Origin of the sequence: Mucilaginibacter sp. OK098 (genome assembly GCF_900142915.1) — a bacterium.
Taxonomy (GTDB): Bacteria; Bacteroidota; Bacteroidia; order Sphingobacteriales; family Sphingobacteriaceae; genus Mucilaginibacter.
In genome coordinates this window covers 27,040-48,980 of record NZ_FRCM01000010.1, presented here as the reverse complement: position 1 = coordinate 48,980, position 21,941 = coordinate 27,040, and the positions used below count along the sequence as shown (strand labels likewise).

The window sequence follows — 21,941 nt, the reverse complement described above, 5'->3', positions numbered from 1 at the left end:
CTATCCTCTGAACCAATCTTTAGTTCGACAAGCTAAAAAAGTTAACAACTTTTGATGCCCCGGTAACGTCCTTGCCTCCGGCAAAAAGAATAAAATTGTCAGAGCTTGCCCCGGCCATTAAGATCCTTCCCTGGTTTATTGTAAGGTTAGTCCATGTTCCGTTTTTTACATCATAAATGTCAGCAGTGGTTGAGAGACCTGTGCCATTATAACCACCTGCAAATACAATTTTATTAGGAATGCCCACAGCTGTAAGGTCTTCTCTTCCTTCCGAAAGTTGGGAAGTAGTCCACACATTAGTTTTAACATCATAAATATCCGCAGTTTTAACGCGTCCATTGGTATTGGTATCACCGCCCGCAAACACAATTTTATTTGCTGCTCCGGCTCCGGCGAAACGGCTTCTTTCTGTACCCATGGCCGTTACAGACCACGTTTTAGTACTGATATCATAAATATCAACTGTTTTTTGCGGCACACCATTACCATCCACGCCGCCGGCAAACAGAATTTTGGTTCCGGCAGTTGCGGCAACCAGCCCGGTGCGTGCAAGACTAAGCGCCGCGGTTGTCCATTTGTTGGTTGATGCATCATAAATATCGACTGTTTTTGAGACGCCGCTTGTTCCTTTACCACCTGCAAAAACAGCTATATCACCTATCGATGCAGCGGCAAGCCCTTCACGGGCCTCACTTAGTTGTGCAGTAGGGGTCCACCTGTTTTTAATCAGGTCATATATGTCAACAACTTTTGAATATGAGGTGCTGTCATGCCCACCTGCAAATATTATCTTACTATAAGTGCTCGTTGCTGTAAGCTGGTAACGCGCTTTGCTTAATGCACCTGTATACCAAAGCCCTTGTATTGTATTATAAACATCAACTGCATTTGATATCGTGGTACCGTTATCGGTAGTTCCGCCGCCAAAAAAGATACTGCCATCAGTGCCTGCACCTGCCAGGCCGCTCCTTGCAACTGAAAAGTTTGACGCGCCGTTATAAATTATGTTAGTAAATCCGGGGTCCGGATCGGTTGGATTGGGCATGCCTTTTTTTGAACAAGAATTAATGGTTGTAACCAAAAAAGCGGCACAAATTAGTAGAGTTATTTTTTTCATAAACCTAAATATATTAAAGCTTCTAAAAATATTCCTGTTATGCACCAATAGGTATATTTATAACGATGGAACAATTGCTTCTATTACAGGTTACGGTTAAACCGGTGGTTTCGATACAATAATCATAAAATAAATGTATTAAGTTTTACTAACATTTGATAGTTTATAGCTGGCAGATCATTGTTTATGCCTGAAAAGCAAAACACTTACAAAAACCATAAACACGGCAGTTCCACCATGGATTAGCATGTGTGGCACATCTCCAGGGCCATTGGTAGCAAGCACTATTAAACAATCTGCCGCAGGCACTACAATGGCAGATGTAAATACATATGCAACAGCCCTGCGCATCCGCAGCCATAAAAGCGGTAAAAGCACCATGCCAGAAAACATATCGCGAATCCCTTTTATCCTGCCGTAGGCATAGTCTGCCGTGTTTGAAAATGGGATCCCAAAACCAGCTGCCCCCCCGGCCGGGTTAATTATAAACCGTGCGCCTACAAAAATAATTCCTGCTGCAATCAGCAATGTTAGCCAAAAAGATACCGAGCGGGTACCCCATTGTGTAATTTCATTTGTTGTTTTCATTTGTTTTTAATTTATAAAACAAAATTCAGCAACAAATAATTCCTGTTCATTCACCTGGGTTAATTAATGCAAGCCTGCAATCCGTTTGCGGATGCGGCTTAATGATTGCGGCTTAATACCCACATACGATGCAATATAATATTGAGGGATCCGCTGCCCTATATCAGAAAAATTAGTGATAAACTTTTGATACCGGATATCAGGTGAATCAGTATACATGGACCCCACCTGGTTAATTACATTTAAGAATACCTGTTCAATACCTAAACGGCCGAACCGCTCTCCATATTTAACTTCTTTATAAAATTGCTGCAGATCATCAAAGCTGATGACATCCATAACGGTATCTTCAAGTGCCTGGATGTTTACAAACGACGGAATTTTAGGCAGGAAGCTCTGGTAATCGCAAACAAATTCACCTTCTTTATTAAAGTAATTCGTTTTTTCATCGCCATCCTGGTTTATATAATAGCGAACAAGCCCGGTTTCAATAAATGCCAGGTACCGGCATATATTGCCTGCCTCCAGCAAGTGATCGCCTTTGTTCAATTCCTTTTTACGGAATAGCTGCCTTACAACTTTCTCATCCTCAATTGAAAGCGGGATATAGCTGCGGATTGAATTTAAAAGAAGTTCCATTGAGAAATATTACCCTTCATTAAAACACCTGTTCAACCCGCTTAGCAGGGTAGTCCAGTTTTTCACTTTTTCTTACACCGTTCACTGTAATATGTACAATGTTTATCTGGTCGTCAAACAGGTTATGCAGCAGGCTTACATCCGTGTCGATTTTTTTAACAACGGGAATCTTGTCCGATTCAAAATAAACATCCGTAGCCTCTTTGTTTATCTCGAAGCCAACATAATTTAAATTCAAAGGCGCAGCGCCTGTTTTAATTTGCAAGTTACTAATGATATACTTTTTCACAAGCACATCCATCGCGGCGTGCATCTCGGCTTTATTTAAATCTGTTTTTGTGTGATATTGTTTTACAAGCGCAGCTTCAAAATCGTCAGTAAAAATGGTGCAGATTACTTCCAGCTTGTTATCCTGGTTGTTGTAACTGATATTTGTTGTGCTTACATGGATAGGATGAAAAGCCTTCACTGCGTGTTTTACAGGAAGCCCTGCGCATAAAATTATGTAACAATATAATAGCGGTTGATAAATAAATGCCCACATAGCGTACCCTGATTTTTATAGTTAAAAAAACGCCTTAAATTTAGTGCTTAATACGGTTAGTTCGCAATGTCCGACTTTGCTTTTTATTTTAAAATGGGCTGGCAGCATATTATAAGCGCCGATGCCCTTGATCATCAATTGTTTATTTTGGCCCTTGCGTGTGTTTATGCTATCCGCGATATAAAGCGGGTGCTGATACTGGTAACCGCGTTTACCATAGGGCATTCATTAACGCTTGCGCTAAGCGTGTATGATGTGATCCGGTTTTCGAGCAAATGGGTTGAATTTTTAATTCCATGCACTATATTTATTACTGCATTAAACAATATATTTCAGCTGGATAGTAAAGGTAAAAGTGCACAGATAAATTATTACCTTGCATTGTGTTTCGGCCTTATTCACGGAATGGGTTTTGCCAACGCTATCCGCATAATGCTGGCAAAAGATCAAAGTATTGGCCTCGGCCTGTTTGGTTTTAATGTGGGATTAGAAGCAGGGCAGATATTTGTTGTTGCCATTATATTAATAATAGGCATATTGTTCTTAAACATTTTTAAAGTTAAAAGGCGCGACTGGACCTTTTTCCTTTCGGCTGGTGTATTTGCGTTATCTTTAAAAATGGCTTTGGAAAGAATTCCGTTTTGATTTCGGAAGTCGGATGTTCGATTTCGGATTTATTGAATTGCTATGAAAGCCCTGAATGGCAAAGCGCGAAGCTAAAGTCTCCCCTACCGGGGGAGATTTAGAGGGGGCTAATGTATAATTTCGGAAGTCGGATTTTCGATTTCGGATTTATTGAATTGCTATGAAAGCCCTGAATGGCAAAGCGCGAAGCTAAAAACCTTTCCCCTAAAGGTGAGGCTCAACGCAACCCCGGATGTTAAGTAAACCCATAAGTTCTTTCGGACTTCCGGACTTTACCGACTTTGGGATTTAAAAGAAAAACTGATCTTATAAATAATAATTAACTATTAACTGACAATGAAAAAAGTTTTTACTTCACTGTTTTTCACGTTCACTATTGCCGGGTTTGTTAAGGCGCAGGATATTCAGAATAATCCTTCCAGTAACCATGGCAATAAGTTTGAGCAATTGGGTACCATTTTAAATACACCCAATGAACAACGTACCGCGAGCGGTGCGCCCGGAGCCAAATACTGGCAGCAACGTGCAGATTACGACATTAAATGCGATCTGGACGAAAAAAACCTGAAACTTACGGGTTCAGAAACCATTACCTATTACAACAACTCGCCCGATCCGCTTGATTATATCTGGCTGCAACTGGATGAGAACCAGCACAACAATTTTGACAATGCCAATTACCAGCAGAGCTCAACCATGCCGCGTGGGGCAGGAACGCTGCAGCTTGACAGGGCCGCAAAATCAGATGCTGACAATGGCTATGGCGATAAGATAATGAGCATTACCGATGCATTAGGCAAAAGCATCCCTTACATTATTAATAAAACCATGCTGCGGATGGATCTGCCTGCCTCTCTAAAACCAGGCGCGAAAATGATATTCACCGTAAAATGGAACTACAAGATCTCTGACAGGATGACTATTGGTGGTCGCGGTGGTTACGAATACTTCCCCGGCGATGGCAATTATCTGTTCACCATGACGCAGTGGTATCCGCGCTTATGCGTTTACAGCGATTTCCAAGGATGGCAAAATCACCAGTTTACCGGCAGGGGCGAATTTGCCTTAACCTTTGGTAACTATAAAGTACAAATGACGGTTCCGGCCGACCACGTAATTGGCGCTACAGGCGAATGTATTAACTATGCAGCCATTTTAAACCCAACACAGCTGGCACGTTATACCAAAGCAAAATCTGCAGCTGAACCTGTAGAAATTGTTACGCTTGATGAGGCTAAGAAAGCTGAAGCTGCACCAAGCTCAGCTAAAAAGACCTGGGTTTTCCAGGCTACTAACGTGCGCGATTTTGCATGGGGATCATCCCGCAAATTTATTTGGGACGGAATGGGCCAGAAAGTTGAAGGCAAAACCGTAATGTGCATGAGCTATTATGGAAAAGAGGCTTACTCTTTATACCGTAAGTTTTCAACCAAGCTGGTTGCACATACTGTAAAATCATATTCAAGCTTTACATTCCCTTTCCCTTACCCTGTTGCACAAAGTGTTGAGGCAGCAAACGGAATGGAGTACCCGATGATCTGCTTTAACTACGGTCGTACCGAAAAGGATGGCACTTATAGCGAGAGTACCAAAAATGGGATGATAGGCGTAATTATCCACGAGGTTGGTCACAATTTCTTCCCGATGATCGTTAACAGTGATGAGCGCCAGTGGACCTGGATGGATGAAGGCTTAAACTCATTTATGGAATACCTTGCCGAAGAGCTTTGGGACAATAAATATCCAAGCAAAAAAGGAGCTGCCTATACTATTGTTGATTATATGAAGCTGCCAAAGAATGAGCTGGAGCCGATAATGACCAACTCTGAAAACATTGTACGGTTTGGGCCAAATGCTTATACCAAACCGGCAACTGCGCTTAATATTTTGCGCGAAACCATTATGGGTCGCCAGTTATTTGATTATGCGTTTAAACAGTACGCCAGGCGCTGGGAATTTAAACACCCTACCCCGGCAGATTTCTTCCGCACCATGGGCGATGCCAGCGGCGAAAACCTGGATTGGTTTTGGAGAGGCTGGTTTTACGGAACCGATGCTGTTGATATTTCACTCGATTCAGTTAAAGTTGCAAAGGCTGACCTGAACGGAAATGCGCCACAGTTTAACAGGAGAGCAACTAAAGTTGACGCCCCGGCTGTTAATGCGTTTGATGATATTTCAAAGATCCGTAACCGCGGGGATAAAAACATTAGTTTTTACGTAGATAAGGACACTTCAGTTCATGATTTTTATTACAAATATGATCGCGGACTTACTACTGTTGATACCACTAAATTTAACTATCTGACTAAGGATCTTGCAGCCAAGCAGGGCAACGCCGCTACTGCCGACGCGATGACCGATGAGGATAAAACCAAATATGCCGGTAAATACTTTTATCAGCTTGATTTTAGCAATAAAGGCGGTTTGGTGATGCCGATAATCGTTGAATTCACTTATGCTGATGGAACCAAGTCTATCGACCGCATCCCGGCTCAGATCTGGCGCCTGAATGAAAAGCACGTATCAAAATTCTATGTGCAGGATAAGGAAGTAGCTTCAATTAAGTTAGACCCGATGCGCGAAACAGCTGATATTGACGAAAGCAATAACTATTGGGGAAAATTGCCTGAACCATCAAAGTTTTCTATCTTTAAACAAAAAGTTAACGGAGGTGCCGCGCGTGGCCAGTCTGTGGGTGTAAACCCAATGCAGGTTTCGGGCAGCAAATAAGATAATTTCAAACCAGGCCTGTTTACAAGATCCGCTAATCGCTTTAATGTGGTTAGCGGATTTTTTTGACTAAGATTTATAGGATGAAAGGATTTTTAGGATTTAGGAAGAAGCTAATCTACCTGTCATTCTCAATAGACAGGTAATCCTAAAATCCTTCCATCCTAAAAATCATAGTTCAATATTCTCCAAATACTTATACCCGCTCCCTGTATTTATCATCAGCACCTTTTCTCCGGGCTTTATCCAGTTAGTGGCTTTCAGCTTTTTAAAGGCTTGCCATAATGCTGCGCCTTCGGGGGCTATCAGCATGCCTTCGTTGCGGGCTATCTCTTTTAGGGCGCTGCCCATTTCTTCATCGCTTATGGTAATTGCTGCGCCATTGGTTTCGCGCAGCACACGCAATATCACTTTATCTGCATAAGGCTTTGGTACACGCAGGCCGTTGGCTATAGTAAAGCCACCGTCTGCAAATTCTGAAACATGGTGGCCTGCATTAAAAGCTTTCACAATCCCATCACAGCTTTGTGATTGTACGGCAACCATGCGCGGGCGTTTGCTGCCTATCCAGCCTAATCGTTCCAGCTCATCAAAAGCCTTCCACATGCCTATCAGGCCGGTACCGCCCCCGGTAGGATAAAGTATCACGTCAGGTAGTTGCCAGTTAAACTGTTCCGCAATTTCATAACCCATGGTTTTCTTACCTTCAAGGCGGTATGGCTCTTTTAAGGTTGATACCTGGAACCAGCCGTGTACAAGGGCCAGCTCATTTACCAGCCTGCCGCAATCGCTGATGTTGCCGTCTATTTCAACCAGTTCTGCACCGTATAAACGGCATTCATCCTTAAAAACTTTCGGGGTTTGTTTGGGCATATAAACAATAGCCCTAATGGCGGCTCTGGCAGCATAAGCTGCCAGGGCACCGCCTGCATTACCCGCTGTTGGCGTGGCAATTGTATCAATCCCTAACTCTTTTGCTTTGGATACTGCTGCGCTTATACCCCTCGCCTTAAATGAACCCGTAGGATTGCCTGATTCATCCTTCCAGAAAACCTCATTATCGCCTATAAATTGCCTGAGGTTTTCAATAGGTATTATTGGGGTAAAGCCTTCGCCCAGTGTAACAATATTTTTTTCTTCAATAACCGGTAAAAACTCCTTATAACGCCACATAGTAGCCGGACGACCCGCCAGAATTGACTTGTTTATGCTCCTGCTCAAATTGTATTTCGCAAACAAGGTTGATCTGCATGCTTCATTTACGCAAACTGTATTTATAACCGCAGCACTATGTATGGCACCGCACTCGGGGCACGTTAAGTTTGTTATAAGGGAACCTGTTTCCGTATCAATATCACTTATCATTATTTATTTATACCTGTAAAACGTTGAATTCGTTGCCTTAACTTTTGATTGTTCAATAATTCTTCCTGATCTCTAACCTCTGGTCGCTAATCTCTAACCGCAAATATATCGCCCGCATTCCATGTTGGTCTTTCATTGTCCTGAGCTACCAGGTAACCAATCAGAAAATTAAGCTGCGCGTATTTTTTTCCGGCGGAAAAATCAAAGATCCCGTTTATATCATCCTGCGGTTTATGGTAATATTTTGCGCGCCATTTAGCTACAAACTCATTCAGGTTATTTTTACCGTCGGCTGTTTTGCTCCCATACTTTATATGCAGAGCGGGGATCCCGTTTACCACAAAGCTGTATTGATCGCTGCGTACAAAACGCACCTGCTTTGGCTCGGGATCAGGCTCCACGCCAAGTCCAAGGTACCCGGCGGCCTCATCAACCTGTTTGGCCAACGACGAATGTTCGGCTCCTAAAGCTGTTACTGAAAGCAACGGGGCAATAATAGTAGGCATATCCGTATTTACATCGGCCACTATACTTTTAACCGGTACAGTAGGGTGGGCAGCAAAATAGCCCGAGCCCAGGTCGCCCAGTTCCTCGCCGGTTAGCAACACGGTAAGGATGGAACGCTTTGGCTTTTGTTTTAGATCTTTATAAATACCCGCTATAGCCAATACGCTGGCCACACCCGATGCATTATCATGTGCACCATTATAAATAGAGTCGCCTTCAACTGGTTTACCTATGCCCAGGTGATCTAAATGTGCACTATGCACAACATACTCATGCTTCAACTTAGGGTCGCTCCCCTCAATTTTACCAATCACATTATAGCTTAAAATATCCTGGTAGGTAGATGTATAAGAGATCTTAACATTAGCGTTTATCGTAAATGAAGCCGGCTGACCGCCCTTTAGCTGCGCCAGTAATGCCGGGATAGTTTTACCAGCCAGCTGTACCAGGCCGTTAAACGTTTTATAGTTAAAAAGGCCAAGTAATTTAACCTGGTCAGAATAATAAGTCCTTGAAATAACCACCGAACCATCTTTTCCTATTACACTATACATTCCACCCTTAGCACCGCTCAGTCGCGAGGTTGAATCTGCTGAGCAGATGATAACCCCAACAGCGCCATGCTCCGCAGCAGTTTTCAGTATAGTAGTAGGATTCATGGTATGCGACATTACCGATGACGAGAATTTGTCAGGAGCACCGCGCATTACCAGTACTACTTTGCCTTTTACGTCAATCCCGGCATAATCATCATAATTTAATGAGGGTTCGCTTGTGCCATAGCCGGCAAAAGCAAGCGGCGCACCCAGGCTAACATCCGGTTTTGAAGGATTGGGCAGTATAGCATAATCAACCCATGGTTTCAACAGTTCGGGGTTGGCCTGTCCGCTTAAAGAAACGTTAATAGTGCCGGTTGTGGCTTTGCGCAGTTTCACTTCCTGCAGCCAGGTATTATTTTCGCCCGCGGGCTTAACGCCAAGGCTTTTTAAACGGCTCACCACGTAATCAACAGCCATCTGGTACCCTTCGGTACCGGGGCCGCGACCTTTTAGCTTATCATCGGCCAGGTAAGCAATATCAGCCTTAAATTGTGCAGTATCAACTTTGTTTAACGCCTGCTCAACCTCTGGGCTTACTTTAATTTGCTGTGCAAAACCTGTTCGCACCAGGGATATAAATAAAATAGATAACAGCGTTTTGCAAATTCTGATCATTGCTATGATAAGATTAATTATACCAGTTAATAATAGCGCACAAGTTATTAACTATGCGTATTCCCTGCAAGTTTATAGCTAATTGTAACACAATTGATGGAATAACCCAATTAGACACGATTAAAGGATTATATAGATTGACAGGATTAAAAGCACATTAAAAATTAGCTTATCTTGTTATTCAAATAACCCTAAATCAATCCTATCCTGTAAATCTATATAATCTTTAAATCGTGTTAAAAATCTTATCTTGTCAGTTAATAAACCCTAAATCCTGTCAATCCATATAATCCTTTAATCGTGTTATGAGAATCCTTCAAACCTTTTGGACCGGCCCATCCAACACAAATACTGAAAACCTGGTAAGCATGAAAGCCGGATGGCTCTCATGCGAGTATCATTGGATGAGCTGGGCATTAAGCTGTTTGCAGGCCAAAGCTATTTTTGGAGAAGTTAACCTGGTAACCGATTTAAAAGGAAAAGAGATTTTAATTGACCGGCTGCAGTTACCTTATTCAACTGTATCTACTGAATTAGAGGGAACACTTGATCATTACCATCCTGCCTTATGGGCGCTGGCCAAAATTTACACCTATAGTATTCAAACAGAACCTTTTCTTCACTTGGATGGGGATGTTTTTATCTGGCAAAAGCCGGATGAAGCATTTCTTAGTTCGCGCCTGGCAGCCCAGAATCTTGATAAAAACCTGGAATTTTATCTGAGTACATTAAACGGGATAAACGAACAATTTACTTACATCCCATCACCACTGTTAAAAGCAAACTATGAGCATAAAGATCTTTATGGCAGCAACGCTGGTTTACTGGGTGGAAGCGATCTGATTTTTTTTAAAACCTATTGTGAACAGGCTTTTAAATTTATTGACGAAAACAAAGCCGGCCTTACTAAGGTAAATACCGGCAGCCTGAACTTTATTTTTGAACAATACCTTTTTTGTCAGCTTGCAGCCGTAGCAAAGATTCCCATTAGTTACTATGGAAAAATGGTTGATAACCCTCTATTTAAGGATTATATTAAATTTGAAGACTATCCGCATGTGCAAATGGTACACCCTGTTGGCGGCTTTAAAAAATACCCGCACGTATGTGATCATGTTGCAAAAAAACTAAGGAGCGATTATCCTGAATACTATTACCGGATAATTAATATGTTGCGGTCGGGAGGTGCAAATATGCGGTCGGCCATATACGTTTCTCCTTTACTTAAGCTGGATCGGTTGCCCTCGTTGGCAGCAGAAAAACCAGGAGCGGTAAAAAAAGCTGAACCATTATTTGATCGCACAAATGCCGCTATAGATTATTTAAATAAAAAATATCCGCTTAATAAACTTTCAGGCCTTAAACCCAACATAAGCCGAAACGAATTTATAAAACAGGCAAAACTATTGCTGCCTCATAATCCGGAACGCGATTGCTTACTGGAAATATTCAGGCTGGAATCAACAACCAATTCTTTATTAAAAAAACTATATGCCAACCAGGCTGCCGTAACAAAGCTTTATAAGGAGGGGATTAAATCCTATAAACAGATCCAGGAAATATTTTCATTGCCGGAAACTGAGCTGCTGAAAATCAAAATAAACAGGCCCGAACACTATAAATTGCTCAAGACAAAATGGCACTGGAAACTTGATTACAAAGAACAGGTTCATGCACTTATAGAAAGAAATTTTAGCGAGGCGAAGTCTGCTCAGCCTGTATTGCTATTGCCAGATGAATTACAGCATAATGTTAAGGAATACTATTTAGATGAGCTGGACATGATTATTTTTGATACTATTAAAGAGCCCTTTACTATTGGTGATATATTACCTGAAATGAAACAATATTTTTCCTCAGAAGAAATAGAGGAAAACTATTTATCATTTAAACAATTGATTATAAATACAATTAAGGGGATGTTATATGCAGGTTCCGTTAAAATTAATTCTTAGCTATTGGTTAAATAACATTTGTATATTAATAAATATCTGCATACATTTAATTAACCAATTATAAACTTAATACATGATGAAAAAGCAACCTAAACCTTCAGGCAAACTAAGCCTGATGAATGAGTTAACGAAAAAGGAATTAAAACAAATTACCGGGGGTACTTTACAACAAACCTATTGTTCTTCTACTACTAATCCGTTTCCTAACGGCCAGCAACCAATTGGTTGCGCACCTGCTTATTGCATGGCGGCAGGTCACGGATCTTTCCTGTATTGTGCCTGATTTTTGTTAAGTCATGTAAAAAGGTGCGTTTTAGTAAAACGCACCTTTTTTATTGCCCTTTGGTTTTCCAATACATATAAGCAATACAGCCTACAACCATAATAGCTAAAACTATAAGGCCTGTTTTGCCTTTACGCTTGTCCTGCCGCATAAGCCATATTAAAAACGCAACAAACGGCAGTACAAAAACCGCCCAGAATATAAGTGATGGAATGTTCATTTCTTTTAGTTCATGGTTAATAGTTCATGGTTCATGGTTCATAGCCGGAGTTGAGGGTTTTGTATTTTAAAATTCACCGTATAACTATCATTCGCTGCAGCTACCATGAACTACGAACCATCAACTATAAGCTACATTGGCATCCTTGCCAGCGGCGTTACTTCCTGCCCTACAAATTCGCCTTTTAAAAATTTATAATATCCGGCTATGGCTATCATAGCGGCGTTATCAGTACAATACTCCAGTTTGGGGATAAAACAGCGCCAGCCATTTTTTTCGCCCAAAGCAAGTAAGCCCTGCCTTAAACCTGTATTGGCCGATACGCCTCCTGCCAAAGCAATATCTTTTATGCCATAAGCCTGCGCAGCCTTGCTTAGCTTATTTAACAGGATGGTAGCTATCCGTTTTTCAACTGATGCACAAATATCATTTAAATTTTGCTGTATAAAATCGGGATTAGCCGCAACATTATCCCTGATAAAATAAAGGATAGATGTTTTTAACCCGCTAAAACTAAAGTTATAGCCGGGAATCTGGGGTTCAGGGAATTTATAGGCATCAGGATTACCAAGGCGTGCATATTTATCAATCAACGGACCACCCGGGTAAGGCAAGCCTAAAATCTTGCTGGTTTTATCCATCGCCTCGCCGGCGGCATCATCAAGTGTTTGGCCTATCACTTCCATATCAAAATAGTCTTTCACCAAAACTATTTGGGTATGTCCGCCAGATACCGTTAAACATAAAAACGGGAACGATGGTTTATTATCGCCGATAAAATGTGCCAGTACATGCGCCTGCATGTGGTTTATATCAATAAGCGGGATGTTTTTTGCCAAAGCAAAAGCCTTTGCAAATGATACGCCAACCAGCAGCGAGCCTAAAAGTCCGGGGCCGCGTGTAAAAGCTACGGCATCCACCGCATTTTTACTTACTTTTGCGTTTAACAGTGCTTGTTGAACGGCAGGAACAATATTTTGCTGATGAACCCTTGAGGCAAGCTCAGGGACAACGCCTCCGTATGCTTCGTGTATGGTTTGATTGGCAATAACATTGCTTAGTATCTCACCATCAACACAAACAGATGCAGAGGTTTCATCACATGAAGATTCGATTCCTAATATTACTGGCATGTATTTAATCAATTATTGAATTAGTGAATTACTGATTTAGTGAATTTAAAATGAATGATCACCATACAAACTAAAAATTGTTATGATTATTAAACCATATTGTGTTGTGTATGTTAAACCAACTATTAAACATACATCAGTCACTAATTCACTAATTCGCTAACGCACCAATTAAAAGGCAAAGTTATTAAAAAAGCACTCAAAATAGCGTTAAGTATAGTATTGGTTATTCTATTGATATTCAGCATCCTGTTGCTGGTGTTCCAATACAAGCCCGTACAAACCTGGGCAGCAAAAAAAGCGACAGGCTATCTGTCTGAAAAATTAAATACAACGGTTGGCATCCAGAGCCTTTATATTAAACCTTTTTCATCGGTGGTACTTGAAGGATTTTATGTACTGGATAAGAAAAAAGACACTTTATTAAGCACGCCAAAATTAGAGGTTGATCTAAGCGATTTTTCATTGTTCAGCAGCCTTTACAACCGGGTAATTGATTTTAAGCTGATCCAGCTGAATAATGGATCGGCCTATCTTAAAAAGCAAAAAGACAGCACATCAAATCTTCAATTTATAATTGACTCGCTAAGCGGCCCCACTGATACAACAAAAAGCAAGCCCTGGCAGGTAGTGTTTGAAAAAGTCGCCATCAACAACTTTCATTTCCGTTTTAAAAACTTGCTGGTTGATACCCTTGTAAAAGGGATAAACTTTGATGACCTGGATGTAAAACATTTTAGCGTCGTTATAAAAAACATGGACATCACCAACCATCTTTTTAAAGGCAATGTAACCAACCTTACCCTTCGCGAGAAAAGCGGCTTTTATCTCAAAAAATTTAATGCAGATGCCACTATTGATACCAACCAGATCCTGGCGCAAAACCTGTTTGTGTTAACCAATCATTCAAGCATTAAAAATTATTTCAGGATGAAGTTTAAATCCTTTGATGATGTGGGCTCACATATTGAAGATAAGGTTTATATGGATGGCGACTTTAAATCGTCAAAGGTCTCATCAACCGATATAGCATATTTTACAACCGGTTTGGAAAATGTAAAATTCGACCTCGGTTTGGATGGCCGGATCAAGGGCTATGTAAATAATCTCAGGGCCAAAAATCTTACCATTACCGGTGCAAAAGCAACTTATATAAAAGGTGATTTTAACCTAAAAGGTCTTCCCGATTGGAACAACACCTTCCTGGAATTAAACTTTGACCAGATAGCAACTAACAAAGCAGATCTTGATTACCTGTACAGTAACTTTACCGGACAGCATAATGCCAAAGTGCCTGACATTATTTCTAAATTCGGGAATGTCAACTTTTCGGGGCGGTTTACCGGCCTGCAGAACGATTTTGTAGCCTATGGCACATTTAAGACCAAACTCGGCCGGTTTGATTCTGATATCAACCTGAAAATAAATAAAGCTGGTGTACCTGCCTATAGCGGCAAGCTGGATACCTATGCATTTGACCTGGGCGAATTGCTTGATGAACAAGACCTGGGCCGCATTACCATGATTGCCAATGTTAAAGGCAGCGGCGATGACCTTAAAACTTTAAATGAAAACGTTGATGCTAAAATAAGTGAACTGGCTTTTAAGGGATATAATTACCACAATGTTGCCTTAAATGGCAGCTTTGCTAAAAAATTAGCGACCGGCAAACTATCCATCAACGATAAAAAAATTAAGCTTAACGGTAGCGGGAGTGTAGACCTAAACCCGACCTTACCGCTCTACAGTTTTTCTGCAAATGTTGATAATGCAAAGCTGCACGATTTAAAGCTGCTGGACGATACCATAACTTTCACCAGCCAAGTGAAAGCTAATTTTTCAGGCAATAGCCTCAGCAACCTGGCAGGCGAGGCTTCTTTACAAAAGATAAGGATTGTTGATCCACGAAATAATTACGTGATCGATTCCTTAGCAATATCAGCCACCGGGAAAGGCAATCAAAGGGCAATTAATCTAAAATCAGATGTGGCAGATGGTTATATAAAAGGCAGCTTTGATTTGGCAACGCTGCCCTCCTATTTTAAAACCATCGTTAAAAAATATATTCCTTCATTAAAAACAGATATAACTCCCCCAAAGGCGCAGGACTTTGCCTTTAATTTAACCCTCAAAAATATCGATCCGCTGATTGCCATTTTTGTACCCGATCTTAAAATTCCCGACCAGGGCACCTTTGTGGGTGAGTTTAATTCAGAAAAGAAAACGGCAACGCTTAACGCATACGTAAAAACCATTCAATATGGCAAAACTGTTTTTCATGATTTCATTATTGATGAAGGCACTAATGCTGATTATTTAGGCTTAAACCTTTCATTAAGCAAGGTTAACATTACCGATAGCTTGTTTATTAAAAACATTACCGTAACCAATTTTTTAAAGAATGACAGTTTAAACTTCAACGTAAAGCTATCTGATAAAGACGCGGTAAACCAGTTGGACTTATACGGGTTGGTTAATTTTGGCCGCGATACTACCGCCAAACTGCACATATTACCGTCGGATGTGATACTGGAGCATCAAAACTGGAAAATACTTGAAAAAGTGAGGGTAAAATTCCTGGATGGCAAAACACAGGTACAAGGTTTTGAGCTCTCAAACGGGCAGCAAAAAGTAAAGATAGATGGCTTTATTTCAGATAACCCGGCTGATAAACTTAAGCTTACATTCCAAAAATTCAGCATGGCAACGCTAAACCAGCTTACCAAATCGGCAGGGATCCAGTTAAAAGGTTCGCTTAATGGCGATGTTAATTTTACTTCCATTATGAATTCGCCGGGGATTGATGCCAAATTAGGCATTGATTCGCTGGTGATGAATAAAACACTTGTTGGTGATGTAGGCATATCATCAACCCTGGGAAATGACCGGAAGCAGGCTGATGTAAAAATTAACATTAAAAATCGCGGCCTCGAAACCGTGAACCTTGCAGGCGTTTACCAAATTGGGCATGGAACAGAAGACAACCTTGATTTTGATGTAAATATGAACCAAACGGAGGCAATAATTTTTGAGCCGCTTATAAAAGACTTGGTTTCGAATATTAAAGGCACGGTTTCAAGCAACTTAAAGCTAACCGGCCCGGTTTCAAAACCTAAGCTCAACGGTAATATCATATTAAATAATACAGGGGTTACTGTAAACTATTTAAAAACACCATATACAATTACTGACACTGTTGATGTTGTTAATACGGTAGTGAAAATTAACAACATGACGCTTAGGGACGCAAAAAATGGAACCGGAAGTGTAACAGGCACTATTGACATGAACGACCTCGCAAATCCTGATATTGAAGTTGTTGTTGATGCAAAAAATCTGATGGCGCTTAATACAAATTTTAAAGACAACCACCTGTATTATGGTACCGCTTACAGCACAGGCAGGTTTAGCTTTAACGGCCCGGTTGATAATATGAAAATTAATATTAAAGCCAACACCGAAGCAGGTACTATATTTAATATCCCCCTGAATACTTCAATGACCGTTGGCGATTACGATTTTATAAAATTTGTTAGCCATAATGACACTACAAAAGCAGCGCCTAAAACACTTGCTTTTAATGGCGTTACTTTAAATTTCGACCTTACTATTGATGAAAAGACCGTGGTAAAGATCACTACTGATTATGGGGTGCTTGAAGGCAGCGGCCAGGCTAAAGATTTAAAACTGAACATAAACAGCCTGGGCGATTTTGAAATGTTTGGCGACTTCCTAATTACATCGGGCAAGTTTGAGTTTACTGCAAAAAACTTTATCAGTAAAAACTTTACGGTAAACCAGGGTGGCACCATCCGCTGGACGGGTAACCCGTCAAACGCATCCATAAACCTTAATGCCATTTATGAAGTGCGCACAGATATTCAGCCATTGTATCAGGCCGCAGGCTCACAATCGCCAAAAGGGCGGTCGCTGGAGTTGGTACAGGCCGAGCTGATATTAACCAAAACGCTATTACAGCCAACTATTGATTTCGACTTTAATTTCCCCCTCGACCCATCAATTAAGGATGACCTGAGCACTTACCTGTCTGATAATAATAATCGCAGCCAGCAGGCCCTGAGCATTATTGTAAGGCGTAATTTTAGTAATGGAGCTAACAATAATTTAACTAACCAGGTTTTGGGGACAGCAGGCGAGGCGGTTAGTGAATTTGCGTTTAATAAACTCAACAGCTTTATATCGCAATCAAATATTAAAAATCTGGATCTCAATATCCGGTCGTTTAATGATCTTGGGGTTTCATACAGGTTTAAGAATCGTTTGATACTTACCGGGAGCTTATTCAACTCCACATCAGGCAGCAGTGATCTGTTCAACAATAATACCAGCTTATTTAATTCGAATTTTAGCCAGCTTACTAAAGATTTTGAAGCGCAATACCTTATCCGTAAAGATGGTAACCTTAGCGCCAGGTATTCATACCGGGTTTTAAACAGTACTACTTTAAATACCCTGCAGGATCAATTGGGCGTTCAGTACGTGAACGGTATTGGCCTTGTTTATCAACGCGACTTTGACACCTTTGGTGAATTTATAAGAAACATATTCAGAAGTCAAAACAGGAAACAACCTGTTAAACCCAGTCCGATACCGCCAACCACCCAAACCCCGGCAACTATAGCCAAACCAGATGATGAAGATCAGTGATCACGCATAATTGCATGATCCATTTTATCCCTCTTTGTTCTTAAGTAAGCTTCATTATGCGGGTTTGACGCAATTTCAATAGGCACATTCTCAACAATTTCAAGCCCGTACCCTATTAGTCCGGCACGTTTTGTTGGGTTGTTGCTCATTAAACGCATTTTTGAGATGCCCAGGCTGCGCAATATTTGTGCGCCAACGCCATAATCGCGCTGATCCATTTTAAAGCCCAGTTCTATGTTTGCCTCAACGGTATCCATCCCATTTTCCTGCAAATGATACGCCTTAAGCTTGTTTATAAGGCCTATGCCGCGGCCTTCCTGGTTCATATAAACAATTACACCGCGGCCTTCCCTGTTTATCATCTCCATTGCCTTATGCAGCTGAGGGCCGCAATCACAACGGCACGAGCCGAAAATATCGCCGGTAACACATGAGCTATGAACACGCACCAAAACAGGCTCACCGGGTTCCCAGCTACCTTTTACCAACGCTAGATGATTCTCGCCTGTATCTGCTTGCGTGTAAGCTATCATATCAAAATCACCCCATTTGGTTGGCATTTTTACCGATACATCTTTATGTACCAATGTTTCGGTTGCCAAACGGTAAGCAATAAGGTCTTTTATCGAAATTATTTTAAGGTCAAATTCTTTTGCTATAATTAAAAGCTCGGGCAAGCGCGCCATTTCGCCATCTTCCCTCATTATTTCGCATATCACACCAGCAGGTTCAAATCCGGCTAAAACAGCCAGATCAATAGCCGCCTCAGTATGGCCGGTACGGCGTAATACGCCCCCATCCTTGGCTATCAGCGGGAACACATGGCCCGGCCTGCCCAAATCTTCAGGCTTTGTTGCAGGGTCAATTAATGCCTGTGTAGTTTTTGAACGATCGGAAGCAGAGATCCCGGTAGTACATCCTGCCAGCAGATCAACAGAAACTGTAAAGTTAGTTTCGTGTGATGTGGTATTATGGCTAACCATTGGCTCCAGGTCAAGCTCTTTAGCGCGTTTTTTGGTAATTGGCGCACAAACCAGGCCCCGCCCGTGGCGCACCATAAAGTTTATAGTTTCGGGAGTTGCATTGCGGGCAGCGGTTAAAAAGTCACCCTCGTTTTCCCGGTCTTCATCATCAACTACTATAATTGTTTTCCCGCTTTTTATAGCTTCTATTGCTTCGTCTATCGTGTTTAACATTTATACAGGTTGTTTGAATATGAACGCCGGTTAAAGCAATTCATAAACATTGTTTTTTTAACTAATTGCAAATTTAAATGATAATAAGATCATTCCCGTCTGCGCTTTGTAAATTATGGTTTGGTTATAAGGGTTGTAAAAGTTGTAGTTGTTGTAAGGGTTGAATTAGCTTAAACTTTTATAGCTTACTTAAAGTAGTACGTGGTTTAATCAAATAGGTTGCCTTGTTTAGGTTGTAAAGGTTGAAGTGGTTGTTGTAAGGGTTGTAAAGGTATGTTCGCTTAGTGCTTATCTTTCTAACTATTACAACACTTACAACCTACTTCAACCCTTACAACCTATTTAAACTCACATCAACCTACCACAGCCTTCTTTTTAAACAGCTTGTTAAAAAACCGCTTATAGATCTCCATATCAAATATTACTGAATCTGTGGCGGCTTTGTAGGAAAGAAACATCCCTATAGGCGTTATAATAACAATTGCTACCCATGAGCCAATAATTGGAGACAGGCTGCCTTCTTTAACTGCCTTCTCGCCAATGGTTGAAATGATATAATATATCAGGAAAAAAACAACAGAAATTACTACAGGCAAGCCCAGGCCGCCCTTTCGGATAATAGCCCCAAGCGGAGCGCCAATTAAAAATAAAGCAATGCACGCGGCAGAAAGGGTGAACTTTTTCTGGTATTCAAGCATGGCTCTCCGCACATTGTTATTCAAATCTTTATCCCTGTCGGCGCGATTTTTTAGAAGATCCTGGATTGAGCGGGCTTCGCTTGAAGCGTTTGTTGCCGCATTTACTTGCTCATTAATTTTTAAGTCGGATATGGTTTTATTATTTATGACGGTAGCGGCATATTTTTTTGCCGAATCGGGCCTGGCCGGTATGGAGTAATATTTAATGTAGGCCGTTATTAATTTGTAATTTACGTTTAAGCCGCTGTCAACCTGGCGCCGGGTAAAGTTTTCATTGGTTTTAAGCTGGCTCAGGTTCATCATCTGGAAAGCATTCTTAAATTCGCTCTCATCTGTACGGTGCATTTTAAGACCCGAAATATCAAATTTCTGCTCAGTTTCTTTAAATCGGTAACGGGTTAATATTTGCCTGATATTATAATTATTACGCCCATGATCTTCAGAATACCGTACACCATTTTTAAGTTTCAAAACCAGGAACTCACCATTAGGGGTACGGTACATTTTACCTTCCTGGGCAAGTAAAACATCGGTATTATTTTCTGCAGCATTTTTTGAGTAGATCATAATATCATGCAGGGTTTGGCCATCAGCATCTTTTCTTTTTACCCTGATAACATGCCCCGGAAAGCTGGGGCTAAATACCCCCTCGGGCAAAAAATTAGCCGACTTTTGCTGCCGGGCGTCATACAATAAGGAAAAGTATTTAAGATTAGCAATAGGCAGCATATAATCCGAAAAAACGAACGCCACTATACTTAAAGCCGTTACCACAATAAGCATAGGATACATGGCGCGCCGCAACGAGATGCCTGCGGATTTAATGGCCACCAGCTCATAATTTTCGCCAAGGCTGCCATAAGTCATGATGGATGAAAGCAGTACGGATAAAGGCAGGGCCATGGCTACATTGGTGGCAGATGCATACATCATCAACTCAAGGATGATATACCATTCAAACCCTTTGCCAATAAGGTCGTCAATGTATTTAAATAAAAATAGCATCAGCAACACAAACATCACTATTAAAAACGTGACGATAAAAGGCCTTATGAACGATTTAAGTAATAAAAGATGTATTTTCTTCATCAGAATAACCTGTTTTGTATAAACCATTTGCCCATAACCTGCGGGCCTGGCGCTTACATGCGTGTTTTATTGATGTTAATAACGGCGCATGATGATTTTACCATACAAAAGTAGGATAATTAAATTTCTTTAGGCTCCCAACGTGCTTATCAGGTACTTTATCTGGTTATCCCAGATCAGCCTGCGCTCACCCATAGTATCATCTGTGGCAAAGTCTGTAATGCTCAGGGCAACATCGCTGGTAAGTTCATCCTGGATGATTTCCATCTCAAAATAGTAGGTCGGATCATCATCCATCCACCTGAATTTTACTAATTTGTTTTCTTTTATGGCAATTAGCTTCGCCATTTGCTGCTCACCATCCCATGTAAAAGTATATACCTGGTCTCTTACACTCACATCATCAGCAAACCATTGTGTCAATCCATTAGGCTCATTTAGAAAGCTGTACAGTATCCGTGGAGATGATTTTATCTCATATTCGATATTAAATTTCTTCTTTTCAGACATTTGGGTTTATAGTTGAAATACCAGTAAAGCTGTAAATGTTAACATTTTTTCTAAAGAAAACGAATTTCTGCTATATTTGCAAACCTTTTTAGGATGGGTTGACCCGTTTAAGTTTTTTAAGAGAGATTTAAGTGGAAAGTATAACCAGAAAGAAATAAATACCTGGATAACCACAGGGTATATATTTTAAGGGAAATGTTCACATAATTACGGCGGGGTAGCTCAGATGGTTAGAGCGTAGGATTCATAACCCTAAGGTCGGCAGTTCGATCCTGCTCCCCGCTACTTAAGGAAACACCACTTCGTGGTTGTTTCCTTTTTTTATGCCAATAAAATTCTGTTATCCAAACTGTTAAGCCTTGGTCAGTTTTAGTTCGAAATTTGCTGGGAAAGTCTTTAGACTTTTATTCGATATAGTCTAAAAAGCGTGTTGAAAAGTACCCCTAAGCCATTTTCTCATGGTTCGAATTTTCCTTAAGGTAAGAAGCATTTTGTTTAGCCTCTTGTTTGCTGTGATTCTTTGCTATAATATACAGAAAATCCAATATAACACTCGCTTCAGTATCATCCACCTGGATGCCATTTTTAGCCAATATCGCCATAGCCCGTTTAACTGAAATCTTTTTATCTATAAAATTCATTCCTATGAAATGATTTGTCTTTTTGTAACTATTTTTAATAAAGCATTGTTTAAATGTAAGGAAACATCACCTGTTTGGAGGTTCGGCTTAACAGGCGGAATCAGGCTTGCAAGACTCTTCTTATCAGCGATATCCAAACTCGAGTATCCCTGAAAAATATTTACCAATGGGTTATCACCCAATTGACGTTGTTGAT

17 protein-coding genes and 1 tRNA gene are annotated in these 21,941 nt (G+C 40.9%); 6 read left to right on the top strand and 12 right to left on the bottom strand.

The features are described 5' to 3' along the window. Positions 1-19: 19 nt before the first annotated feature. The 4 genes from BUE31_RS27600 to BUE31_RS27585 all read right to left on the bottom strand — a co-directional run bounded on the left by BUE31_RS27600 (position 20) and on the right by BUE31_RS27585 (position 2,813). A complete protein-coding gene (locus tag BUE31_RS27600) occupies positions 20-1,117 on the bottom strand; it encodes a Kelch repeat-containing protein (RefSeq protein WP_083620428.1) in 1,098 nt (365 codons plus the stop codon). Positions 1,118-1,294: 177 nt separating this feature from the next. After that, positions 1,295-1,705, bottom strand: a complete 411-nt coding sequence (locus BUE31_RS27595) for a DUF4267 domain-containing protein (RefSeq protein WP_073407110.1) — start codon at positions 1,703-1,705, stop codon at positions 1,295-1,297. A 63-nt stretch (positions 1,706-1,768) separates the two neighbouring features. Then, positions 1,769-2,344, bottom strand: a complete 576-nt coding sequence (locus tag BUE31_RS27590) for a Crp/Fnr family transcriptional regulator (protein WP_073407109.1) — start codon at positions 2,342-2,344, stop codon at positions 1,769-1,771. A 19-nt stretch (positions 2,345-2,363) separates the two neighbouring features. Beyond that, positions 2,364-2,813 (bottom strand): DUF6702 family protein, encoded by a 450-nt coding sequence (locus BUE31_RS27585; protein WP_143167287.1) that lies wholly within the window; start codon positions 2,811-2,813, stop codon positions 2,364-2,366. A gap of 141 nt (positions 2,814-2,954) precedes the next feature. Between BUE31_RS27585 and BUE31_RS27580 the strand changes: the two genes are divergently transcribed. Continuing rightward, entirely contained in the window at positions 2,955-3,533 is a 579-nt protein-coding gene (locus tag BUE31_RS27580; protein WP_073407107.1) for a HupE/UreJ family protein, read from the top strand. 336 nt (positions 3,534-3,869) lie between these two features. After that, positions 3,870-6,266 carry a M1 family metallopeptidase gene (locus BUE31_RS27575; RefSeq protein ID WP_073407106.1) on the top strand — a complete coding sequence of 799 codons (2,397 nt, stop codon included), beginning with the start codon at positions 3,870-3,872 and terminating at the stop codon, positions 6,264-6,266. A gap of 171 nt (positions 6,267-6,437) precedes the next feature. Here BUE31_RS27575 and BUE31_RS27570 read toward each other — a convergent pair whose 3' ends face one another. Together BUE31_RS27570 and BUE31_RS27565 are read right to left on the bottom strand one after the other, a co-directional pair. Beyond that, complete coding sequence (locus BUE31_RS27570; protein ID WP_073407105.1) at positions 6,438-7,631, bottom strand: threonine synthase; 1,194 nt, start codon at positions 7,629-7,631, stop codon at positions 6,438-6,440. Between the two features lie 86 nt (positions 7,632-7,717). Further along, positions 7,718-9,352 carry a M28 family peptidase gene (locus BUE31_RS27565; RefSeq protein WP_073407104.1) on the bottom strand — a complete coding sequence of 545 codons (1,635 nt, stop codon included), beginning with the start codon at positions 9,350-9,352 and terminating at the stop codon, positions 7,718-7,720. A gap of 305 nt (positions 9,353-9,657) precedes the next feature. On the opposite strand from BUE31_RS27565, the gene BUE31_RS27560 reads away from it, so the two are divergent. Continuing rightward, positions 9,658-11,307, top strand: coding sequence for a DUF6734 family protein (locus BUE31_RS27560; protein ID WP_073407103.1), 1,650 nt, complete (start codon positions 9,658-9,660; stop codon positions 11,305-11,307). A 73-nt stretch (positions 11,308-11,380) separates the two neighbouring features. Continuing rightward, complete coding sequence (locus BUE31_RS27555) at positions 11,381-11,590, top strand: bacteriocin (RefSeq protein WP_083620426.1); 210 nt, start codon at positions 11,381-11,383, stop codon at positions 11,588-11,590. A gap of 49 nt (positions 11,591-11,639) precedes the next feature. Here the strand turns inward: BUE31_RS27555 and BUE31_RS31205 are convergent, their stop codons facing one another. Then, positions 11,640-11,810, bottom strand: coding sequence for a hypothetical protein (locus tag BUE31_RS31205; protein ID WP_159440755.1), 171 nt, complete (start codon positions 11,808-11,810; stop codon positions 11,640-11,642). A gap of 131 nt (positions 11,811-11,941) precedes the next feature. Next, on the bottom strand, positions 11,942-12,943 hold the full coding sequence (gene tsaD / locus BUE31_RS27550; protein ID WP_073407101.1) for a tRNA (adenosine(37)-N6)-threonylcarbamoyltransferase complex transferase subunit TsaD: 1,002 nt from the start codon (positions 12,941-12,943) through the stop codon (positions 11,942-11,944). Between the two features lie 234 nt (positions 12,944-13,177). Between tsaD and BUE31_RS27545 the strand changes: the two genes are divergently transcribed. Continuing rightward, on the top strand, positions 13,178-17,611 hold the full coding sequence (locus BUE31_RS27545; protein WP_073407100.1) for a translocation/assembly module TamB domain-containing protein: 4,434 nt from the start codon (positions 13,178-13,180) through the stop codon (positions 17,609-17,611). Here the strand turns inward: BUE31_RS27545 and BUE31_RS27540 are convergent. From BUE31_RS27540 to BUE31_RS27530, 3 genes are all read right to left on the bottom strand, one after another. After that, positions 17,605-18,807, bottom strand: a complete 1,203-nt coding sequence (locus tag BUE31_RS27540; RefSeq protein WP_073407099.1) for a bifunctional 3,4-dihydroxy-2-butanone-4-phosphate synthase/GTP cyclohydrolase II — start codon at positions 18,805-18,807, stop codon at positions 17,605-17,607. The two genes, BUE31_RS27545 and BUE31_RS27540, sit on opposite strands and share 7 nt — an antisense overlap. Before the next feature lie 353 nt (positions 18,808-19,160). Next, the gene (locus BUE31_RS27535; RefSeq protein WP_073407098.1) at positions 19,161-20,594 is read right to left on the bottom strand and encodes an LptF/LptG family permease; all 1,434 of its coding nucleotides are present in this window, start codon (positions 20,592-20,594) and stop codon (positions 19,161-19,163) included. 129 nt (positions 20,595-20,723) lie between these two features. Then, positions 20,724-21,104, bottom strand: a complete 381-nt coding sequence (locus BUE31_RS27530; RefSeq protein WP_073407097.1) for an START-like domain-containing protein — start codon at positions 21,102-21,104, stop codon at positions 20,724-20,726. Between the two features lie 211 nt (positions 21,105-21,315). Here BUE31_RS27530 and BUE31_RS27525 point away from each other — a divergent pair. Further along, positions 21,316-21,389, top strand: a tRNA-Met gene (locus tag BUE31_RS27525). Between the two features lie 158 nt (positions 21,390-21,547). Here BUE31_RS27525 and BUE31_RS27520 read toward each other — a convergent pair. Beyond that, on the bottom strand, positions 21,548-21,745 hold the full coding sequence (locus BUE31_RS27520; protein ID WP_073407096.1) for a PTS sugar transporter subunit IIBC: 198 nt from the start codon (positions 21,743-21,745) through the stop codon (positions 21,548-21,550). Positions 21,746-21,941: the final 196 nt, after the last annotated feature.